Origin of the sequence: Jeotgalibaca dankookensis (genome assembly GCF_002005405.1) — a bacterium.
In the GTDB taxonomy this organism is placed as follows: domain Bacteria; phylum Bacillota; class Bacilli; order Lactobacillales; family Aerococcaceae; genus Jeotgalibaca; species Jeotgalibaca dankookensis.
Map to the genome: position 1 here is coordinate 1,795,344 of NZ_CP019728.1, position 19,178 is coordinate 1,814,521.

The 19,178-nt window shown below is 39.6% G+C and carries 18 protein-coding genes; 5 read left to right on the forward strand and 13 right to left on the reverse strand.

The features are described 5' to 3' along the window. Positions 1–55 precede the first annotated feature (55 nt). The 12 genes from BW727_RS08820 to BW727_RS08875 all read right to left on the reverse strand — a co-directional run bounded on the left by BW727_RS08820 (position 56) and on the right by BW727_RS08875 (position 12,541). On the reverse strand, positions 56–2,011 hold the full coding sequence (locus tag BW727_RS08820) for a putative bifunctional diguanylate cyclase/phosphodiesterase (RefSeq protein WP_077795839.1): 1,956 nt from the start codon (positions 2,009–2,011) through the stop codon (positions 56–58). Between the two features lie 89 nt (positions 2,012–2,100). Further along, positions 2,101–2,937 carry an IS30 family transposase gene (locus BW727_RS08825; protein ID WP_077795840.1) on the reverse strand — a complete coding sequence of 279 codons (837 nt, stop codon included), beginning with the start codon at positions 2,935–2,937 and terminating at the stop codon, positions 2,101–2,103. 116 nt (positions 2,938–3,053) lie between these two features. Continuing rightward, the gene (locus tag BW727_RS08830; protein WP_077795840.1) at positions 3,054–3,890 is read right to left on the reverse strand and encodes an IS30 family transposase; all 837 of its coding nucleotides are present in this window, start codon (positions 3,888–3,890) and stop codon (positions 3,054–3,056) included. Between the two features lie 177 nt (positions 3,891–4,067). Further along, a complete protein-coding gene (locus BW727_RS08835) occupies positions 4,068–4,646 on the reverse strand; it encodes a sigma-70 family RNA polymerase sigma factor (protein WP_062470055.1) in 579 nt (192 codons plus the stop codon). 41 nt (positions 4,647–4,687) lie between these two features. After that, a complete protein-coding gene (locus tag BW727_RS08840) occupies positions 4,688–5,209 on the reverse strand; it encodes an NYN domain-containing protein (RefSeq protein WP_062470052.1) in 522 nt (173 codons plus the stop codon). Between the two features lie 24 nt (positions 5,210–5,233). Then, entirely contained in the window at positions 5,234–6,067 is an 834-nt protein-coding gene (rlmB, locus tag BW727_RS08845) for a 23S rRNA (guanosine(2251)-2'-O)-methyltransferase RlmB (protein ID WP_077795841.1), read from the reverse strand. Further along, positions 6,060–6,479: a Mini-ribonuclease 3 gene (locus BW727_RS08850; protein ID WP_227807179.1), complete on the reverse strand. Its 420-nt coding sequence runs from the start codon at positions 6,477–6,479 to the stop codon at positions 6,060–6,062. The genes rlmB and BW727_RS08850 overlap by 8 nt, the downstream gene beginning before the upstream one ends. Beyond that, on the reverse strand, positions 6,464–7,873 hold the full coding sequence (gene cysS / locus BW727_RS08855) for a cysteine--tRNA ligase (protein ID WP_062470046.1): 1,410 nt from the start codon (positions 7,871–7,873) through the stop codon (positions 6,464–6,466). Before cysS ends, BW727_RS08850 begins: the two co-directional genes overlap by 16 nt. Before the next feature lie 70 nt (positions 7,874–7,943). Next, entirely contained in the window at positions 7,944–9,416 is a 1,473-nt protein-coding gene (gltX, locus tag BW727_RS08860) for a glutamate--tRNA ligase (RefSeq protein ID WP_062470043.1), read from the reverse strand. Between the two features lie 23 nt (positions 9,417–9,439). Continuing rightward, positions 9,440–10,534: a PIN/TRAM domain-containing protein gene (locus tag BW727_RS08865; RefSeq protein WP_062470064.1), complete on the reverse strand. Its 1,095-nt coding sequence runs from the start codon at positions 10,532–10,534 to the stop codon at positions 9,440–9,442. Between the two features lie 35 nt (positions 10,535–10,569). Beyond that, a complete protein-coding gene (gene radA, locus BW727_RS08870) occupies positions 10,570–11,952 on the reverse strand; it encodes a DNA repair protein RadA (RefSeq protein WP_062470040.1) in 1,383 nt (460 codons plus the stop codon). Positions 11,953–12,040: 88 nt separating this feature from the next. Next, entirely contained in the window at positions 12,041–12,541 is a 501-nt protein-coding gene (locus tag BW727_RS08875; protein WP_062470037.1) for a dCTP deaminase/dUTPase family protein, read from the reverse strand. Between the two features lie 215 nt (positions 12,542–12,756). Between BW727_RS08875 and BW727_RS08880 the strand changes: the two genes are divergently transcribed. From BW727_RS08880 to BW727_RS08900, 5 genes are all read left to right on the forward strand, one after another. After that, positions 12,757–13,866 (forward strand): ABC transporter ATP-binding protein, encoded by a 1,110-nt coding sequence (locus tag BW727_RS08880; protein ID WP_062470034.1) that lies wholly within the window; start codon positions 12,757–12,759, stop codon positions 13,864–13,866. A 264-nt stretch (positions 13,867–14,130) separates the two neighbouring features. Then, complete coding sequence (locus BW727_RS08885; RefSeq protein ID WP_062470031.1) at positions 14,131–15,330, forward strand: betaine/proline/choline family ABC transporter ATP-binding protein; 1,200 nt, start codon at positions 14,131–14,133, stop codon at positions 15,328–15,330. Beyond that, entirely contained in the window at positions 15,327–15,968 is a 642-nt protein-coding gene (locus BW727_RS08890) for an ABC transporter permease (RefSeq protein WP_062470028.1), read from the forward strand. Before BW727_RS08885 ends, BW727_RS08890 begins: the two co-directional genes overlap by 4 nt. Beyond that, complete coding sequence (locus tag BW727_RS08895; protein ID WP_062470024.1) at positions 15,968–16,915, forward strand: osmoprotectant ABC transporter substrate-binding protein; 948 nt, start codon at positions 15,968–15,970, stop codon at positions 16,913–16,915. The genes BW727_RS08890 and BW727_RS08895 overlap by 1 nt, the downstream gene beginning before the upstream one ends. Continuing rightward, positions 16,915–17,589: an ABC transporter permease gene (locus tag BW727_RS08900; protein WP_062470021.1), complete on the forward strand. Its 675-nt coding sequence runs from the start codon at positions 16,915–16,917 to the stop codon at positions 17,587–17,589. Before BW727_RS08895 ends, BW727_RS08900 begins: the two co-directional genes overlap by 1 nt. Positions 17,590–17,645: 56 nt before the next feature. Here the strand turns inward: BW727_RS08900 and BW727_RS08905 are convergent, their stop codons facing one another. Next, positions 17,646–19,136: an alpha-amylase gene (locus BW727_RS08905; protein WP_062470061.1), complete on the reverse strand. Its 1,491-nt coding sequence runs from the start codon at positions 19,134–19,136 to the stop codon at positions 17,646–17,648. Positions 19,137–19,178 lie beyond the last annotated feature (42 nt).

Below are 19,178 nucleotides of genomic sequence, written 5' to 3' on the forward strand. Positions count from 1 at the left end.
TTTTTGAACTCATTCATCTTTTTGGTTAGCTGAGATATTTTGTCCCAGCCTCTTTTTAATTTTTCATATTTACTACGCTTTCAAATTCTTTCACTGGCATCGGTCGGTAAAAATAATAGCCTTGGAATTGATAACACCCGAGCCTTAATAAAAAGTCGACTTGCTCTTTCGTTTCTACACCTTCAGCCAAAAAGTCTACCTTCAATTCAGTCATTAATAGCGCAACGGCCTTAATAATAGCTTCATCTTTGATGTTAATCCCAATCCCTTGAACAAAGGACATATCTATTTTAATCTTATCTATTGATAATTCTTTAAACCTACTTAAGGAAGAATACTCTTTACCGAAATCATCGATAGAAATGGTAATACCCATCGCTTTAAGCTCTTTTAAGACTTCTTCTATCTGCTTATTTGTATTAACCGTCGCACTTTCGGTAATTTCTAGCTCCAGATACTTACCTTCTAAACCAGTTTCTTCTAATACAGACTGGACCTGTTGTACAATATCAGGATGGTTTATTTGATAAACAGAGAGATTAACCGCCATTTTCATTTGAGAAAAGCCCTTTTCTTGCCAGTCTTTACATTGCTGACAAGCTGTTTTTAAGACCCAATAACCGATTGGCAGAATTTGCCGGGTTTTTTCAGCCAATGGGATAAAGTCAGCGGGTGATATGAAGCCGTACCCGGGTCGGTTCCAACGTAATAAGGCTTCTAAACCTAATATCTCGCCGGTTCTACCGTTTACTTTTGGCTGGTAATAGAGTAACATTTCCTCTTTTTCTAAGGCTTGATGGAGAGCGTTGGTTAATTCTATCGTTTCAAGGGCATGGTTTTTTAATGCTTTAGAGGCTTTTTGGTACTGATTTCCGCCCAATTCTTTAGCTTTTTCCTTCGCCATTTCAGCATGCTTAATAAGTGTTTCCACATCTTCGCCATCTTTAGGGTAACGAGAAATCCCTATACTAGCTGTCACGGGGTGGTTTTGGTCTCTTAAAACAAAGGGTTTTTGAAAGACTTCCATAACCTGAGTAGCAATGTATTCTAAATCTTCTTCCTTTTCATAGCCATTTACATAGAGCACAAATTCATCTCCACCGAGACGACAAACGGTGTCAGCTTTACTAGCGACTGTGAGCAAGCGACTAGCGACTTGTTTGAGTAAATGGTCTCCTTCATCATGCCCCAACGTATCGTTAATTCCTCTAAAGCTATCAATGTCAATAAATAACATTCCGATTGGATGCTCTTGGTGGTCATTTTTGTTAATTTTTTGTTCAACCCGTTCAGTTAACGCACACCGGTTAGGTAAACCAGTTAAGATGTCATGATAAGCCATAAAGTCAATCTTTCGATTGTAATCCAGTTTGATAATTCCATTTGCGGTAATTTCAGCCATGGTATCAAGTAATTCAACATTTTCTTGTGACCATTCTTTATTTGCGCCCACAGAAACAAGACCGATAAAGGCCACAATCTCACCCTCTACTCTCACAGGAACCGATATTAAAGAATGCGATCCTAATCGGCGTAACTCTCTTTGTTCAGCATGAGCTTCATCCGGCATCTGATTAACGTCTTCTACATAAACGAGGTTATTTTTTTCTAGTTGGTTGATCCACCAAGGGAAAATAGCTAGCGGTACTTTTGTTATAGGACCGATTTGGGATTCAATTCCTTCGGCACACCATTCATGTGAATAGGCCATGGTTTGGTTCTCTGGATCTACTTCGAACAGGTACGTACGGTCCATATGGAAAAAACTACCAATTCTTTCCAACAAATATTCCACTTTATCATCGGCATTCTCTTGATTGATTGTCATAAATTCAAATGCAATTTCTAAAACCATTTTATTAAAAGCAAGCTGATGATCACTTGCGGCTATTTTATCTTTTAGAGTTTTTCTTCGATACCACTCAATAAATAAAAGAAAAGAGATGATTATAATAAAAAGTAATGCAAATCCAGCTCCCATATATTGTCTCCCTAAGCTTATTTCTGACATTTATATTTCTGCTTATTATACTTTATTTTGAGCATAAGGGATAGCTATCCGAAGGCGACTTTATTCAAATTTTTACATATGATAGTTTGTCAAATTAAGTGCAACACCTCTTCCATAAAGACCTCGTGAGGCGTTCGGTAGCCAAGACATTTTCTTGGTCTATTATTAATCAGGTACAAAGCTTTTTGAAGTTCTTCCTGTTCCACATGATCAAAGTTGGTTCTCCTCGGAAAGAACTCCTTCAGGAGTCCATTACTGTTTTCATTGCTTCCTCGTTGCCAAGAAGAATAAGGATCTGCGAAATAAACAGGGATGCTTAAGTCTTCTTCAATGACAGGATAACAGCTGAATTCCTTTCCTCTGTCTGTCGTAAAACTTTGGAAGGCAGTTTCAGGAAAAAGCGTAGTCAGTTTTCGTATAGCCCCTTCCATTGAGGAAGCGGAACGGTTGGGTATTTTGATAACGAGGTACCAGCGGCTTTTCCTCTCTAGGAAAGTAGCAACGCAACCTTTTGCCTGTCCGCGTCCTGATACGACGGTGTCCAGCTCCCAGTGACCGAAGGTCGTTCGCTTCTTGACGTCTTTTGGTCGTTTTGAAATAGAGGTTCCGATATTGAATCTTCCTCTGGTTTCTTTTGGTTTCTGTCGTTTGCCTTTTTGTCTCAGAACGGACAATGGAACTTGTAAGAGACCGTAATAGAGCCAGCGATAGATTGTTTTGAAAGAAATTTTCCCTTGAAATAGCCGGCCTACAATTTGTTCTGGAGACCAGGTAAGAGTTAGTTTTTCCTGAACCTTTTCTTTGATTTCAGAAGTCAACTTTGATTTTGCTCCACGGATTCGAGCGATCCGGCGGATCGAAAAACCTAGATCACGAAGCGTTTCTATTTTTGAGCGTTCGGCTATGGTAAAATGAGTGTAGCTCATGGCGAGTCCTCCAGTCGAATGTTGTGTGGTAACTCCATTCTACACGAGGTCGTCATGGGTTTCTTTTATTTTACCTAGGTGTTGCACTTAATATTACAATTCATCATGATAGTTTGTCAAATTAAGTGCAACACCTCTTCCATAAAGACCTCGTGAGGCGTTCGGTAGCCAAGACATTTTCTTGGTCTATTATTAATCAGGTACAAAGCTTTTTGAAGTTCTTCCTGTTCCACATGATCAAAGTTGGTTCTCCTCGGAAAGAACTCCTTCAGGAGTCCATTACTGTTTTCATTGCTTCCTCGTTGCCAAGAAGAATAAGGATCTGCGAAATAAACAGGGATGCTTAAGTCTTCTTCAATGACAGGATAACAGCTGAATTCCTTTCCTCTGTCTGTCGTAAAACTTTGGAAGGCAGTTTCAGGAAAAAGCGTAGTCAGTTTTCGTATAGCCCCTTCCATTGAGGAAGCGGAACGGTTGGGTATTTTGATAACGAGGTACCAGCGGCTTTTCCTCTCTAGGAAAGTAGCAACGCAACCTTTTGCCTGTCCGCGTCCTGATACGACGGTGTCCAGCTCCCAGTGACCGAAGGTCGTTCGCTTCTTGACGTCTTTTGGTCGTTTTGAAATAGAGGTTCCGATATTGAATCTTCCTCTGGTTTCTTTTGGTTTCTGTCGTTTGCCTTTTTGTCTCAGAACGGACAATGGAACTTGTAAGAGACCGTAATAGAGCCAGCGATAGATTGTTTTGAAAGAAATTTTCCCTTGAAATAGCCGGCCTACAATTTGTTCTGGAGACCAGGTAAGAGTTAGTTTTTCCTGAACCTTTTCTTTGATTTCAGAAGTCAACTTTGATTTTGCTCCACGGATTCGAGCGATCCGGCGGATCGAAAAACCTAGATCACGAAGCGTTTCTATTTTTGAGCGTTCGGCTATGGTAAAATGAGTGTAGCTCATGGCGAGTCCTCCAGTCGAATGTTGTGTGGTAACTCCATTCTACACGAGGTCGTCATGGGTTTCTTTTATTTTACCTAGGTGTTGCACTTAATATTACAATTCATCATATAAAAACCCCAAGCATGTGCTTAGGGTTGGTTTGTGTCCGAGGTTGTCAGCTTTAAATGATTTGGAAATTTAAATAAGTTTAAACTTACGTCGACAACGCTCTAAAGCGTTCCGCACTCTTATAACATCGATATTTAATTCTAAGGCAATTGCGCGAGTTGAAAAGCCTTGCATATAAAAAGTATATACTTGCTTTTCGAAGTCGGAAAGTAAAGAAGGGTAGGTTTTATAAGCTTCATTGATCTGTAAGATGCTATCAGGTGTTTGGTAATCCGTAAAAGATAACTGTAACATAGGATTCGTTTCAATTAATTCATCTAAAGAAGTTGCATTTCGATCCCCGATCCGTTTTATAGCACCTTCTTTTCTAATAATACCATAAATGTGGTGTTGTAAAGTAAGTCGGTAATAACCTGCAAAGTGCATCCCTTTACTAGAATCATATTTTTTTACCGCATCAAACATGGCCAGCCGCGCCTCTTGTAACAGGTCCTCATATTCAAAATAGCGTAAGTAATATTGTTGCGCATATTTTTTAACGAGCGGATAAAACCTATTGAATAGAGGTTCAAAATAATCCATTTCTCCATCTTTAATTGCAATTACCATTTCTTCAATATCATTAGTTTTTTCATTTTTATCAAGCATGTTATCCCCCAAAGACAACCTTGACACATGTTTATTATGTCCTAATTCAACTCATCCCGCAATACCTTTAGCTGATTTAATTGCTCTTCAGATAGGGTGCCCCGTTTGCGTATGCTGGAATGGTGATGATTCTGATGGGAAACTTGGTCTTGATGATTTTTGGAACGCTTTATTTCGATAAAAAGGTCTTGTGCTGACATGCGGTTAGCTCCCTTGGCAAAAACGAGCTGTTGTTCGGCTAAATCGCTAGTCGCTACGGTGACTTCTGTCAGGACATTCTTTAGTTTATCAACGATTCCTTCAATGTAGGTATCAGCTGTTTCGCCCTGAGAGGTAAAGACCACCTTCACCTTATAGCGGGTATATTCTTGGGTAATCCCTGGAACAAACTGGGCATCAAAAACCACCCATACCGTTACCCCTTCATAGGTTTGGTAGTTGGATAAAATGGTTAAGAGTCGGTCGCGTGCGTCCTCAATGAGACCACGATCCTTGAGCTTAACGAGTTCCGGCCAAGCACCGATCATATTATAGCCATCCACTACTAAAACATCTTTTTTCATCGTGATCTCACCTCCTAATCAATTTTAAACGAAATTCCGCCTGCGATAAACTTCATACATCATCAGTCCAGCCGCTACGCCGGCATTTAAGCTCTGTACGTGGCCTTTCATAGGGATTGTCAGCAAACCATCTGCCTTATCCTTTAAAAGTCTTGAAACGCCTTTTCCTTCGTTTCCGATGATAACAGCTACGGGTAAATTTGCGTCCCATTTCTCAAAAGATTCACCCTTCATATCGGTAGCATAAATCCAGACACCACGTTCTTTTAACTCATCCACGGTACGTGCCAGGTTCGTAACACGAGCAACCGGAACATGTTCAATCGCTCCGGTAGACGTTTTAGCAACCGTTCCGGTTAGTCCTACTGCTCGGCGTTTAGGGATAATCAAGCCATGAACCCCGCTGGCATCGGCCGTTCGCATAATAGAACCTAAGTTATGCGGATCTTCAATGCCATCTAGAATAAGAAAGAAAGGATCTTCGCCTTTTTCCTTAGCCACATCAAATAAATCATCCACAGTGGCATACTGGAAAGCGGCCGTTGCGACCATAACGCCTTGGTGAACGCCATCATCTGATAATAAATCTAACTTTGTCTTAGGAACGATTTGAATTTGAATGTGACGCTCTTTCGCGAGTTCTAAAATCTCGCCAATTCGTTCCCCACCTGCGCCTTCTTGTAAGAAGAGCTTGTTAATATCACGATCGGATTGCAACGTTTCATAAACAGCATGTTTGCCAATTACAAAATCATCTCTTTGTTCAGGACGTTCGTTCGATTTCTTTTCTACGGAACGCTTAGGTGCACGTCCCTTGTGGGAATCGTCTCTTCTAGGTTTTCGATTATTTTTATTCATTTACTTGGTCCTCCACTTGTGCGATGCACCACCAAACCAGAGCCTCGAAGCGTTCGATCTGCTTAGTCAAATGTAAAAAACCAAACAAAGCTTCAAACCCTGTTGAAATTCGGTAAGTCGTGACATCGGCATTTTTAGCGATCGTATGACTTTTGGCATTGCGTCCACGTCTATAAATATCCATTTCTGTTTCAGTTAAGAAGCCTTCTTCAGCGATCATGGCGTGCATCAACTGCGCTTGTGCCTTAGCAGACACATAGTGCGTCGCACGCCGGTGTAAATCGTTGGGTTTAGTCCAACCTTTTCGCATGAGGTGCTCACGAATATACACTTCATAAGCAGCATCTCCAATATAGGCAAGAGCCAACCCATTTAATAATGACCAGTCTTTTTCACTCATGCGCGTCTCCATCTCGTTCCTTGATTTGTATCATCCAAAATAATGCCTTGTTCTTTTAGATAATCACGAATTTCATCACTACGGCTAAAGTTTTTATCTTGACGCGCTTGTATGCGTTCATCAATTAAGGCTTGGATATCGCCATCTAGAATGGTATCTGCTTGTAATTTAATACCAAAAATCATCATCAGCTGCTCTAGCAAGCTAAGGGCTTTTTCTAAGACGACTTGTGAAACTTGATCGCGTTCGCTATACATATTCAGTTCTTTTACGAATTGATAAATCACTGTCATGGCATTATCTGCTTGGAAATCATCATCCATTTCCTTAACAAAGCGCGCTTCTAGAGCTTCAAATACTGCTAGATCAGTTTGGTCACTGGAAAGATCAGAATCAGCTGCTTCTAGACGATATTGGGCATTGTTATAGGCTGAACGGATTTTTTCTAAATTGTTACGCGCTTCTTCAACGGTGCGGTCACTAAATTTAATAGGACGACGGTAATGTGCTGCTGCTAACAGAAAACGCAAGACCTGAGCATCCACTTTCTTCAAAATATCGTGAACTAGAACAAAGTTCCCTAATGATTTACTCATTTTTTCTTCTGATTCGCCCATGGTCACAAATCCATTATGCATCCAGTAATTAACAAAGGTATGTCCGGTTTTTGCTTCACTCTGAGCAATCTCATTTTCGTGGTGAGGGAAGGTTAAGTCGTGTCCACCCCCATGAATATCAATGGTTTCGCCTAAATACTTCGTTGCCATTACCGAACACTCAATATGCCAGCCTGGTCGGCCTTCGCCCCATGGTGACTCCCAAGAAATCTCTCCGGGTTTGGCTTGTTTCCATAACGCAAAATCAATGGGACTCTCTTTTTTGAGATTTTCCTCTTCCATTCGTTCACTGGCGCCCATTCGTAAATCCTTAATAGATTGGTCGCTCAATTGGCCGTAATCATCAAACTTCTCAGTACGGTAATAGACATCACCATCTGATTCATAGGCGTACCCTTTTTCAATTAACGCTGCTATAAAGGCAATGATTTCTGGAATATTATCCATGACACGGGGATGAACCGTTGCTTCTAGGACTTCCAGAGCCTGAGTGTCTTCTTTAAAGGCAGCAATAAATTTATCTGCTAATTCTACTGGAGTTAGGGCCATTTCTTTGGCAGTTCGAATGATTTTATCGTCTACGTCGGTAAAGTTTGAGACATAATTAACTTCGTAGCCACGGTATTCTAAATAACGGCGGATTGTGTCGAAAGCGACTGTACTTCGTGAATTACCGATATGGATATAATTATAAACAGTAGGTCCACAAACGTACATCTTTACCTTACCTGCTTCTAATGGTTTAAATTCTTCTTTTTCTCGAGTGAGGGTATTATAGATTTTCAACATCCGTCGCTCCTTTCATTTCCTATATAATAACAAGATGGACCCTTTCAAGAAAGAGTCCGCTTGTTAATGCTTATTTGATGTCTGATAAGGCCATTTCCAAATGAGAAAGACTCTTTTCACGGCCTAATACTTCAATTGTTTTACCAATTTCTGGTCCATGCATTTCCCCACTAATAGCCACACGAATCGGCATAAAGAGGTTTTTTCCTTTTACGCCTGTTTCTTTTTGAACTTCTTTAATGGCAGCTTTGATCTCTTTCTCTTCAAAAGGTTCAACCGCTACAAGTTTTTCTTTGAAAGCTTCTAAAACAGTTGGCACGGTTTCGCCAGCTAGAACTTCTTTTTCAGCTTCGTTAAAGGTTACCGTCTCATTGAAGAAAAGTTCAGAAAGCTCCACAATTTCTGCAGCGTAGCTCATTTGTTCATGGTAGAGAGAAACAAGTTTTTCTACCCAGTCCTTTGTTTCTTGATCTGGGTCTGAAGGAATTTTCCCGGCTTCGATTAAATGTTTGGTTGCCAATGGCACCAATTCACTTAAGTCAGCTTCTTTAATGTAATGATTATTTAACCATTCAAGCTTTTTAGCATCAAAGGCAGCTGGTGATTTACTTAAACGATCGGCATCAAACATTTCGATGAGTTCTTCTTGACTGAAGACTTCTTCTTCGCCAACTGGCGACCAGCCCAGTAAGGTAATAAAGTTAAACATGGCTTCTGGTAGATAGCCTAGTTCTTTGTATTGTTCGATAAATTGCAAAATAGATTCATCACGCTTACTTAATTTTTTCCCAGTTTCACTGTTGATAATGAGAGTCATGTGTCCAAACTTAGGGTGGGCCCAATCAAAGGCTTCATAAATCATCATTTGTTTTGGTGTGTTGGCAATGTGGTCGTCTCCACGTAGAACATGGGTAATGGCCATTAAATGATCATCGACTACAACTGCAAAGTTATAAGTAGGGAACCCATCACGTTTGCGAATAATAAAGTCTCCACCTACACTGCTTGCTTCAAAGTTGATTTCGCCTTTTACAATATCTTGGAAAGAATAACTGTTTTCCATAGGTACACGGAAACGGATGGTTGGCACAATGCCTTCTGCTTCTTTTGCGGCTTTTTGTGCAGGAGTTAAATGTGCACAACGGCCGCTATAATGTGGCATTTCACCACGGGCACGTTGTTTTTCGCGCTCTTCTTCTAATTCTTCAGATGTACAGTAGCAGTGATAAGCTTGATTGGATAAAAGCAGTTGGTCAATATACGAGTCATAAATATCTTTACGCTCTGATTGACGGTAAGGACCATATTTTCCTGGTTTGTCTGGACCTTCATCCCAATCAATTCCAAGCCACGTTAGGTTTTCTAGTTGACTTTCTTCGCCACGTTCAACGCTACGTTTTTGGTCGGTATCCTCAATACGGATAATAAATTCCCCATTGTTATGACGTGCAAATAAATAATTGAAAAGCGCTGTACGCGCATTTCCGATGTGTAAATGTCCAGTTGGACTAGGTGCGTAACGCACACGAATTTTTTTAGCCATGTTCATTCTCCTTTATAATAGCTTTATTTGTGATTGATTCCTTTTTGCGAATGGATGGGTTTCGCAAAGATCATTCGTCCCGCTGCGGTTTGCAAAGCGCTTGTGACTACTACATCCAGTGTTTTATTCATATAGTGTTGTCCGTCTTCTACAACTATCATAGTCCCATCATCTAAATAAGCAACCCCTTGATTGCGCTCAGTTCCCATTTTCATGACAGTAACTGTCATTTTTTCTCCCGGAATAACCACGGGTTTGACTGCATTAGCCAGTTCGTTGATATTCAATACCGGGACATTTTGAAATTCACTTACCTTATTCAGATTATAATCGTTGGTCACAACCACTCCATCAATGAGTTTCGCTAAGCGAATGAGCTTACTGTCTACTTCCGCAATTTCTTCAAATTCCCCATCATAGCTTTCAACAGTCATCACTTCTTCTTTTTGAAGGCTATTTAAAATGTCTAAGCCGCGACGGCCACGCACTCGTTTTAAACTATCCGATGAATCAGCAATATACTGGAGCTCGCGTAAAACAAAGTTAGGAATAACCAAAACACCTTCTAAAAAACCTGTTTGAGCAATATCGTAAATACGCCCATCAATGATAACGCTGGTGTCTAAAATTTTATATTTACGAAAAGTTGAATCGGCCTTGCGCTCCAATAATTGTCCTTCATCAGGACGTTTCTTAGGAGTAAAAAGCTTACGAAAATCTTCAATCCGTGTGGTTCCTACATAAAAGCCTGCATAAGCAAGTCCAATTGATAAAATAGTTGGTAGAACATTACTAAAGACAGGAAGATCCCAAGCAGTCAGAGGAATTCCAATTAACCAAGCTAAGACCAGTCCGATAATAATCCCCATGGCACCAAATAAGATAAAGGTTGCGGACTGTTTACTGAAGTAATTCTCTATTTTTTTTAATGTCCTGACAATAAAATTCGCTGATGCTAAAGACAGTAGGAAAAATATAAATGCACCAATACCAAAGTTGACAAAAACATTATTAAAAGATGAGTTCAATAAACCGACGAGTTCCCAAAGATGAGGCATCAACGTGATTCCAACACTTCCCCCGATAATGAGAAATATTACCGAGATAATTCGTTTCATTTTCATTATTTATCCTCCTTCCATAATGATTTATTTTATTTGCGGTTAGGAAATACCTTGCGTAAGGTTTGCGAAACGGTTGTCACACCGATTAGTTCGACTCCTTCAGGATGGTCCCAACCAGACATATTGTTTTTCGGTAAATAAATACGTTTGAAGCCTAATTTCATCGCTTCATTTACACGTTGTTCAACCCGATTGACTCTTCTAATCTCACCTGTTAAACCAATTTCTCCAATAAAACATTCCGTAGATGACGTTTCCGTATCCCAGTAACTAGAAGCGACGCTGACCGCTACTGCTAAATCAATCGCTGGTTCATCCAAGCGGACACCACCCGTTGATTTGAAATAGGCATCTTGGTTTTGAAGTAATAAGCCTGCTCGCTTTTCTAAAACTGCTAAAATCAAGGCGACACGGTTGGAATCAAGTCCACTTGTCGTCCGTCTCGCGTTCCCAAAAGCAGTAGGCGTAATCAAACACTGGATTTCCGCTAAGATAGGCCTTGTTCCTTCCATGGAAGCCACTACAGCAGAGCCAGATGCACCGGCTAACCGTTCTTCTAAAAACATCTCTGAAGGATTGGTCACTTCACGCAAACCACCTTGCGCCATTTCGAATACACCGATTTCGTTTGTAGAGCCAAAACGGTTTTTAACCGCGCGTAAAATACGGAAAGTATGGTGACGATCGCCTTCAAAATATAAAACAGTATCTACCATATGTTCGAGCATTCTAGGTCCTGCAATATTTCCTTCTTTGGTTACATGGCCGACAATAAAAATAGAGATATTATTGGTCTTCGCAATTCGCATCAAGGCTTGCGTGGACTCGCGCACTTGAGAAACGCTTCCTGCCATACTATCGTTATCAGCCTTTACCATGGTTTGAATCGAATCAATCACTACTAACTGTGGTTTTAACCGCTCAATAGTTTGTGAAATGGCATCCACATCTGTTTCTGGATAAATGTAAAAGTCCATCCCCTTAACCCCGAGACGTTCGGCACGTAATTTAATCTGGCTAGCACTTTCTTCACCAGAAACGTAGAGGACTGGAATTTTTTTGTTATTTATCTGTGCGGAAACTTGTAGTAAAAGAGTTGATTTCCCAATTCCGGGATCCCCGCCAATTAAAATAAGTGATCCAGGTACGATTCCACCACCTAAAACATGGTTTACCTCTTCCATATCTGTTGTAATGCGCGGTATATCTTCAACCTTAATATTTTGAATTGCCACTGCTTCCGCTGATTGTCCGGAGAAATTAACGTGAGGTTGATGTTTTTCAGAAACAGCTAATTCTTTTTCTTCTTCCATTTGGTTCCAAGCGCCGCAAGAGGGACATCTTCCTAACCACTTAGCAGACTCATAGCCACATGCTTGACAGACATATTTAATTGTTTTTTTCTTTGCCATCTACTAAACTCCTTTTTTGCCCAATCGACATGCTCCTATTTTAACATATAAGCAGAAGGCCGCGTATGCGATAGCCGTTAATTTTATATTAATCTTGGTCGGAAGAACCGAATCCACCAAGGCGATATCCCTCAATGACTGCTTCATCATCCACCTTTAGAAATTTCATGAATATTCCTTGACCAATTCGGTCGCCTTTTTTAATCACTTTGTCGCGTAATCCATAATTCAATAATTGAAAGAAAATCTCCCCTTCATTATCATCGTTATTGTAATAGTCGGCATCTACGACACCTACACCATTTGGCAGGATTAAAAAATGTTTGATAGGGTTACTCGATCGATTAGTCAGTTGCAAGTATTCGTCATCTTGCATATATGCTTTTATTCCTGTTGGTACGAGTACAGGGGTTAACCCCTTCTTTGGTGCATTTCGGTCATGTTTAAAGAGTGTGTTCCAAATAGATGGTAATATCACTTCCTCAGAAGCTTGAAAATCATAGCCAGCTGAATGTTTGGTGGCACGTTTTGGGAGCTCTAACCCTTTGTCTTGATACTTAGAAACAATTTCAAATCCTCGCGTTCTCATTTAATCTTCCTTTCAACTATTTTCATAGGATAATTTTAACATATAAATACGAGTTAAGCTTTGAAAGCTCTATAATTATCAAATTTTGAAAGGGCTTTCGTAATTATGCACAAAAATAATCCTTAAGATTCGGTCAGTTTGACTTAGCTTATTAATGCGTTTTCATTTATTCTTAAGTCAGCAAATAAAATAGTTTAAAAAGGCGGTTATTCATTATGGTAGGTATGGAATTAAATAGTATTTATAAAATGTATGATAATGCAGATAGTTATTCAGTAACAGACTTTAACTTACACGTGAAAGATCGTGAATTTGTTGTTTTTGTTGGTCCATCAGGTTGTGGTAAATCAACGACCTTGCGTATGATTGCTGGACTAGAAGATATTACCGAAGGTGAGTTGAAAATTGGAGACCGTGTTGTAAACGACGTTGCACCTAAGGATCGCGATATCGCAATGGTTTTCCAAAACTATGCCCTTTACCCACATATGACCGTATTTGATAATATGGCATTTGGCTTGAAGCTACGAAAATATAAAAAAGAAGATATTAAACAACGTGTAGAAAATGCTTCTGATATTTTAGGTTTAAATGATCTTCTTGACCGTAAACCAGCTGCTTTGTCTGGTGGACAACGTCAACGTGTAGCTCTTGGACGTGCAATTGTACGGGATGCTAAAGTTTTCTTAATGGATGAGCCTTTGTCAAACTTGGATGCCAAACTTCGTGGTGCGATGCGTGCTGAAATTGCTAAACTACACCGTCGCTTAGAAACAACTACCATTTATGTAACTCATGACCAAACAGAAGCGATGACAATGGCAGACCGAATTGTTATTATGAAAGACGGCTTTATTCAACAAATCGGTTCTCCTAAAGAAGTTTATGACAAACCAACGAATCTGTTTGTTGCGGGCTTTATGGGATCACCTGCTATGAACTTCTTTACAGTCACATTGAATGACGGGGTTATTTCTGACGGTAAAGGTCTAGAACTACGTCTTCCAGAAGGAAAACGTAAAGTATTAGAAGCAAAAGGTTATAATAATAAAGAACTTTACTTTGGTATTCGCCCAGAAGATATTCAGTCTGAACAACTTGCAATCGACGCTAGTCCAGAAACCGTGGTTCGAGCAACTGTAAACGTTGCTGAGCTTTTGGGAGCTGAAACGATGCTTCACACGCAAGTTGGTAATACAGAATTTATCTCTCGTGTGGATGCACGTGATTACCACCAGCCAGGTTCAGAAGTAGAATTAGTCTTTAATATGAATAAGATTCACTTCTTCGATAGAGAAACAGAAGAAGTCATCACTATTCCTTAAATTTATTTTTATTAAAAACAAGTAGCCTTTTAAAATTGGCTACTTGTTTTTTATTGTACATCATAAAAATGATATTCTTATAAATTAAAATAGTAGCTGGAAGTTTATTTGTTTACATAAAAATACTGGTATAACAGTATTATGGATATATTTTAAAAAGACATATTTTGAACATTTGTATCCTTATTTGCTATTTTGTGTTTAAATTGTGACAATAGTATTAATTATCTACAAAATTATCTGTTTTGAAAGGGAGATGAAAATATGATTGAATTTAAAAATGTTACCAAGCAGTTTCCTAACGGGAACGTTGCTGTAGAAAATCTTACCCTTCACTTTGAAGCGGGTGAATTCATAGTCTTCATCGGTACAAGTGGAAGTGGAAAAACAACTTCTATGCGAATGATTAATCGGATGATTGAACCCTCTTCTGGTGAAATCTTGATTGATGGAAAGAACACCGCTGATGTGAATCCAGTTGAGTTGCGTCGTAAAATTGGCTATGTCATCCAGCAAATTGGACTTATGCCGCATATGACGATTTATGACAACATCGTAATGGTACCAAAGCTTTTGAAATGGCCAGAAGATAAACAAAAACAAATCGCCGAAGAACTAATTAAAAAAGTAGATTTACCAGTTGAATTTTTGGACCGGTATCCTGCTGAACTTTCTGGTGGCCAACAACAACGGATCGGTGTTATCCGTGCCCTTGCAGCTGACCAAGATATTATTTTAATGGACGAGCCCTTTGGTGCTTTGGATCCTATTACGCGTGATGCCCTTCAAGAATTATTAAAACAATTACAGAGGGAAATGGGTAAGACGGTTGTTTTCGTAACCCACGATATGGACGAAGCATTAAAACTAGCAGACCGAATTGTGATTATGGCAGAAGGAAAGGTTGTTCAGTTCGATACTCCCGAAAACATTTTAATGAATCCAGCTAACGCATTTGTTGAAGATTTTATCGGTGAAGAGCGGCTGACTCAAGCACGGACTAACTTGCGGACGGTTGAGCAAATTATGATTCGCGAACCTGTAGTTATCTCTCCTGAAGAGACTGTTTCACAAGCTATTAAGGTGATGCGTAAACGCCGTGTTGATAATTTATTTGTTACCGATTCCAACAATATGTTGCTCGGAATGTTATCGGTTGAAGGCATTGAACGAAACCGTCGCCGTGACGTTACTATCCGTGATATTATGGAAGAAGTTGCTTATGTGCGTGAGGGAACTTTAGTTCGGGATGCCCTGCAACGGATTTTAATTCTTGGTTACAAACATATTCCCGTTACTGATACCGAAGGGCATTTACTAGGTTTGATTACACGCGCTTCTGTCGTTGACTTGGTGTATGATTCAATCTGGCATGACCTCGATGTGAAAGAAATGGAAGACGTGATGCAGACAACTGCAGCTACAAATAATGAAGGACTCATGCAAGAGGAGTTGACTGAATAATGGACTTTTTAAGAGAAAATGGAGCAGAACTTCTTTTTAAAACGGGAGAACATTTTTATATATCGAGTATTTCCCTTTTATTAGGAATTTTAGTAGCGGTTCCTTTAGGAATTCTACTCACGCGTTCTGAGAAAATATCTGGCTACATTATTAGCTTTGTTTCTATTTTACAAACTGTCCCTTCTTTAGCCTTACTGGCTCTAATGATTCCCTTCCTAGGTGTTGGGAAAGTACCGGCTATTGTCGCTTTATTTATCTACTCGTTACTCCCAATTTTAAGAAATACTTATATTGGTATCCAAGCTGTCTCAAGTAATGTGATTGATTCAGCTAAAGGAATGGGTATGACAGAAAGCCAGCTCATTCGTAAAGTTAAGTTGCCCTTAGCCGCACCGGTAATTATGTCTGGTATCCGTTTAGCGGGTGTTTACGTTATTGCTTGGGCTACACTAGCTTCTTATATTGGAGCTGGTGGATTAGGAGATTATATATTTAATGGCCTGAATGTTTACGACCAACCGATGATTATTTGGGGTACTATTCCAGTAACGCTCCTTGCACTTTTAGCGGACTTTTTGCTAGGTAAACTGGAAACTTACTTTTCTCCTCGCTTAACTTCTGATAAAGGAGGATTATAATGAAAAGACTCAAAAAATGGCTCCTATTACCTATTACCATGTTACTCTTGTCCGCTTGTTCCTTGCCTGGTTTAGGTGCAACTTATTCCGAAGATGGCATTATTATTACCGGTGGTACAACGACTGAAATGCAGTTAATGGCCTTTCTAGTAGAAGGAATGGTTCAGCACTATCTTCCTGATGCACCTGTTGGGATGGTTAATAATTTAGGTTCTTCTACTCTTAATCATCAAGCTCTTATGAATGGTAATGCGAATATATCTGGTGTTCGTTATACGGGAACCGATCTCACTGGTGCTTTAGATCGCGATCCAATCACAGATCCAGAATTAGCCTTACAAACAGTTGTTGAAGGGTTTGATAAAGAATTCGACCAAATCTGGTTTCCTTCCTACGGGTTTGCCAACTCTTACGCCTTTTTAGTAACGCAAGAATTTTCTGAAACAAATGGTGTCACTTCTATCAGTGATTTAGCTGATATAGCTTCTGATTTACGCGCTGGTGTTGATACTTCTTGGATGGAGCGAGAAGGCGATGGTTATGATGCGTTTAAAGAAATTTATGGATTCGACTTCAACCGCGTCTATCCGATGCAAATCGGTTTAGTATATGATGCCCTGCAAGCGAATGAGATGGATGTGGCATTAGGCTACTCTACTGATGGGCGAATTGCCAGCTATGATTTAGTAGTGTTAGAAGATGATTTGAATCTTTTCCCACCTTACGATGCAAGTCCCGTTGCAAGCAAAGACATTTTGGAGCGTTTTCCAGAATTAGAAACCATTCTTCTAAAATTAGAAGGTGTTTTAACAGATACACGGATGCAAGAATTAAACTATGAAGTCGACAATAATTTGGTTGAGCCACAAACCGTTGCCTACCAATTTCTTGAAGACCACAATTACTTTGAAGATAAAAACGTCACCCCACTGAAGGAGAGAGAATAATGGACTTAAGCCAAATGAATACCTTAGAACAGCTTTTCTATTATTACCGCGAGAATGGGTTCTATGTACTAGAACAATTCTCCCGCCACTTCCTCATTTCAATATACGGGGTCCTATTTGCAGCAATTTTAGCGATTCCGCTCGGTTTTTGGATTGCACGTCATAAAAAATTAGCAGAATGGGTTATTGGTGTATCAAATGTTTTACAAACGATTCCCGCTCTCGCTATGCTTTCCATTTTGATGTTAGGGCTAGGACTAGGAGCGCAAACCGTTATTATGAGTGTTTTTCTCTATTCCTTACTCCCGATTTTAAAAAATACTTATACAGGAGTACGTAATGTCGATGATGCTTTGTTGGATACTGGTAAGGGCATGGGGATGACTCGAAGCCAACTAACCTTTATGATTGAGTTGCCACTATCACTTTCTGTTATCATGGCTGGGATTAGAAATGCACTTGTTGTAGGAATCGGAATTACCTCTATTGGAACCTTTATTGGCGCAGGAGGTTTAGGTGATATTATTACACGTGGCGTCAACGCAACAGATGGAACGGCGATTATTTTAGCCGGTGCAATTCCCACTGCTTTGATGGCTATAATATCTGATTTAGTCCTCGTTTATTTAGAAGGTCGCTTAGACCCATCTAGAAAAGTTTCCATCAATAAATAACAATAAAGGCAGAATCTAATCTGGAGTTTGACTCTAGATTAGATTCTGCCTTTTAATTAGTTATTTTCTTGGTATGCCTCTTCGGGAGTAATTCCTTCTTGCACCCAAACAGAAACAGAACCACCATTTACTAAGAAAACAGCTTTTCCTTCTTCATCAATTACAATTTTATCATCTAAATGACCAGTATAATCAGTAAAGGTTTTTCCTGCATACTGTTTGCCAACATACATTTCTTTTTCCCCAGCTTCACTGTTGGAAATAATAGCAGCCAAACCGTAAGGGTGGTTTTCGTCTCCCTCTCTTGTCCAGCCAACACAGTTAGGATGGTCAAAATAATCATGTTGCTCTCCATAAGCATGACTGCGTCTCAAGTAGAGTAAATTATCTAACCATTCAGATTGGGCTTCAACACTATCCTCGCCGCCGATACCATAGTAATCGCCATAAAATAAACATGGAAAGCCTTCTTCACGTAAAAGAATGGATGCATATGCCAATGGCTTGAACCAACTTGCTACAAACGATTCCAAAGCTTGACCAGGTTGTGAATCATGGTTATCAATAAAAGTCACTGCATGGGTGGGGTTCTCTGAAGCGAGCGTTCCATCATATAACTGACTTAAGTCATAGCTACTTCCTGCTTCTCCTGCCTCCTTAAAGTTAAAGTGCAAAGGCACGTCAAACAAGTCTAAGCCATAATCGGTATCTTCTAGGAACTCATGGATAGCTGGTAAATCGTACTTCCAATATTCACCTACCACAAAAAAATCTGGACGATTATTGGCACGGATTTCTTTTAGAAGATCGTCGATAAAAGGTGAACTAATATGTTTCACTGCATCCAAACGGAAACCATCAACACCGGTTTCGTTAATATACCACTCCGCCCATTTTTTTGTTTCTTCAATAACTTCCTCGTTTTCATAATCAATATCTGCAAACATTAAATAATCATAATTACCAAACTCGTTATCAACGGTTTCGTTATCGTTCCATCCTTTTTCTAAACCTTTAATCATAAAAATAGCTTTTTTTCCATCCGCATCATTGTAATCTGTCCCACTAAAATGACGCCAATTCCATTTGAAATCAGAATAAGTATCATTTCTACCTTCAAAATTAAATTTTGTCCACCCTTCAATTTCATAGGGTTCGCTTATTTTTTCTTGACGATTTTCTGGATTTACTTCGTAGGCCATAAAACGTTCCGTTTCATCTGCTCCAGCCTTATGATTTAATACAACGTCAGCGTAAACGAAGATATCATGGTCATGGAGCGCCTTAATAGCGGCGATATACTCTTCTTTTGTTCCATATTTCGTGCGAACTGTTCCTTTTTGATCAAACTCTCCTAAATCATATAAATCATAAACACCATATCCCACATCCGATTGTTGCGTACCTTTATAAGCAGGTGGAAGTAAAACAGATGTCACACCCATTTCTTTCAAATGTTCGGCATCATCCTTGATATTATTCCATAACTGTCCGTCGTTAGGTAAATGCCATTCGAAATATTGCATCATCAATCCATTTCTAGTCATATCCACACACCTTTTCTCATTCATTAATCATTCACACAGTTT

Excerpts from the sequence above, each read along its gene's own strand:
- BW727_RS08820 (WP_077795839.1), bottom strand. The coding sequence starts at position 2,011 with ATGTCAGAAATAAGCTTAGGGAGACAATATATGGGAGCTGGATTTGCA.
- BW727_RS08825 (WP_077795840.1), bottom strand. The coding sequence starts at position 2,937 with ATGAGCTACACTCATTTTACCATAGCCGAACGCTCAAAAATAGAAACG.
- BW727_RS08830 (WP_077795840.1), bottom strand. The coding sequence starts at position 3,890 with ATGAGCTACACTCATTTTACCATAGCCGAACGCTCAAAAATAGAAACG.
- BW727_RS08835 (WP_062470055.1), bottom strand. The coding sequence starts at position 4,646 with ATGCTTGATAAAAATGAAAAAACTAATGATATTGAAGAAATGGTAATT.
- BW727_RS08840 (WP_062470052.1), bottom strand. The coding sequence starts at position 5,209 with ATGAAAAAAGATGTTTTAGTAGTGGATGGCTATAATATGATCGGTGCT.
- rlmB (WP_077795841.1), bottom strand. The coding sequence starts at position 6,067 with ATGAATAAAAATAATCGAAAACCTAGAAGAGACGATTCCCACAAGGGA.
- BW727_RS08850 (WP_227807179.1), bottom strand. The coding sequence starts at position 6,479 with ATGGAGACGCGCATGAGTGAAAAAGACTGGTCATTATTAAATGGGTTG.
- cysS (WP_062470046.1), bottom strand. The coding sequence starts at position 7,873 with ATGTTGAAAATCTATAATACCCTCACTCGAGAAAAAGAAGAATTTAAA.
- gltX (WP_062470043.1), bottom strand. The coding sequence starts at position 9,416 with ATGGCTAAAAAAATTCGTGTGCGTTACGCACCTAGTCCAACTGGACAT.
- BW727_RS08865 (WP_062470064.1), bottom strand. The coding sequence starts at position 10,534 with ATGAAACGAATTATCTCGGTAATATTTCTCATTATCGGGGGAAGTGTT.
- radA (WP_062470040.1), bottom strand. The coding sequence starts at position 11,952 with ATGGCAAAGAAAAAAACAATTAAATATGTCTGTCAAGCATGTGGCTAT.
- BW727_RS08875 (WP_062470037.1), bottom strand. The coding sequence starts at position 12,541 with ATGAGAACGCGAGGATTTGAAATTGTTTCTAAGTATCAAGACAAAGGG.
- BW727_RS08880 (WP_062470034.1), top strand. The coding sequence starts at position 12,757 with ATGGTAGGTATGGAATTAAATAGTATTTATAAAATGTATGATAATGCA.
- BW727_RS08885 (WP_062470031.1), top strand. The coding sequence starts at position 14,131 with ATGATTGAATTTAAAAATGTTACCAAGCAGTTTCCTAACGGGAACGTT.
- BW727_RS08895 (WP_062470024.1), top strand. The coding sequence starts at position 15,968 with ATGAAAAGACTCAAAAAATGGCTCCTATTACCTATTACCATGTTACTC.
- BW727_RS08900 (WP_062470021.1), top strand. The coding sequence starts at position 16,915 with ATGGACTTAAGCCAAATGAATACCTTAGAACAGCTTTTCTATTATTAC.
- BW727_RS08905 (WP_062470061.1), bottom strand. The coding sequence starts at position 19,136 with ATGACTAGAAATGGATTGATGATGCAATATTTCGAATGGCATTTACCT.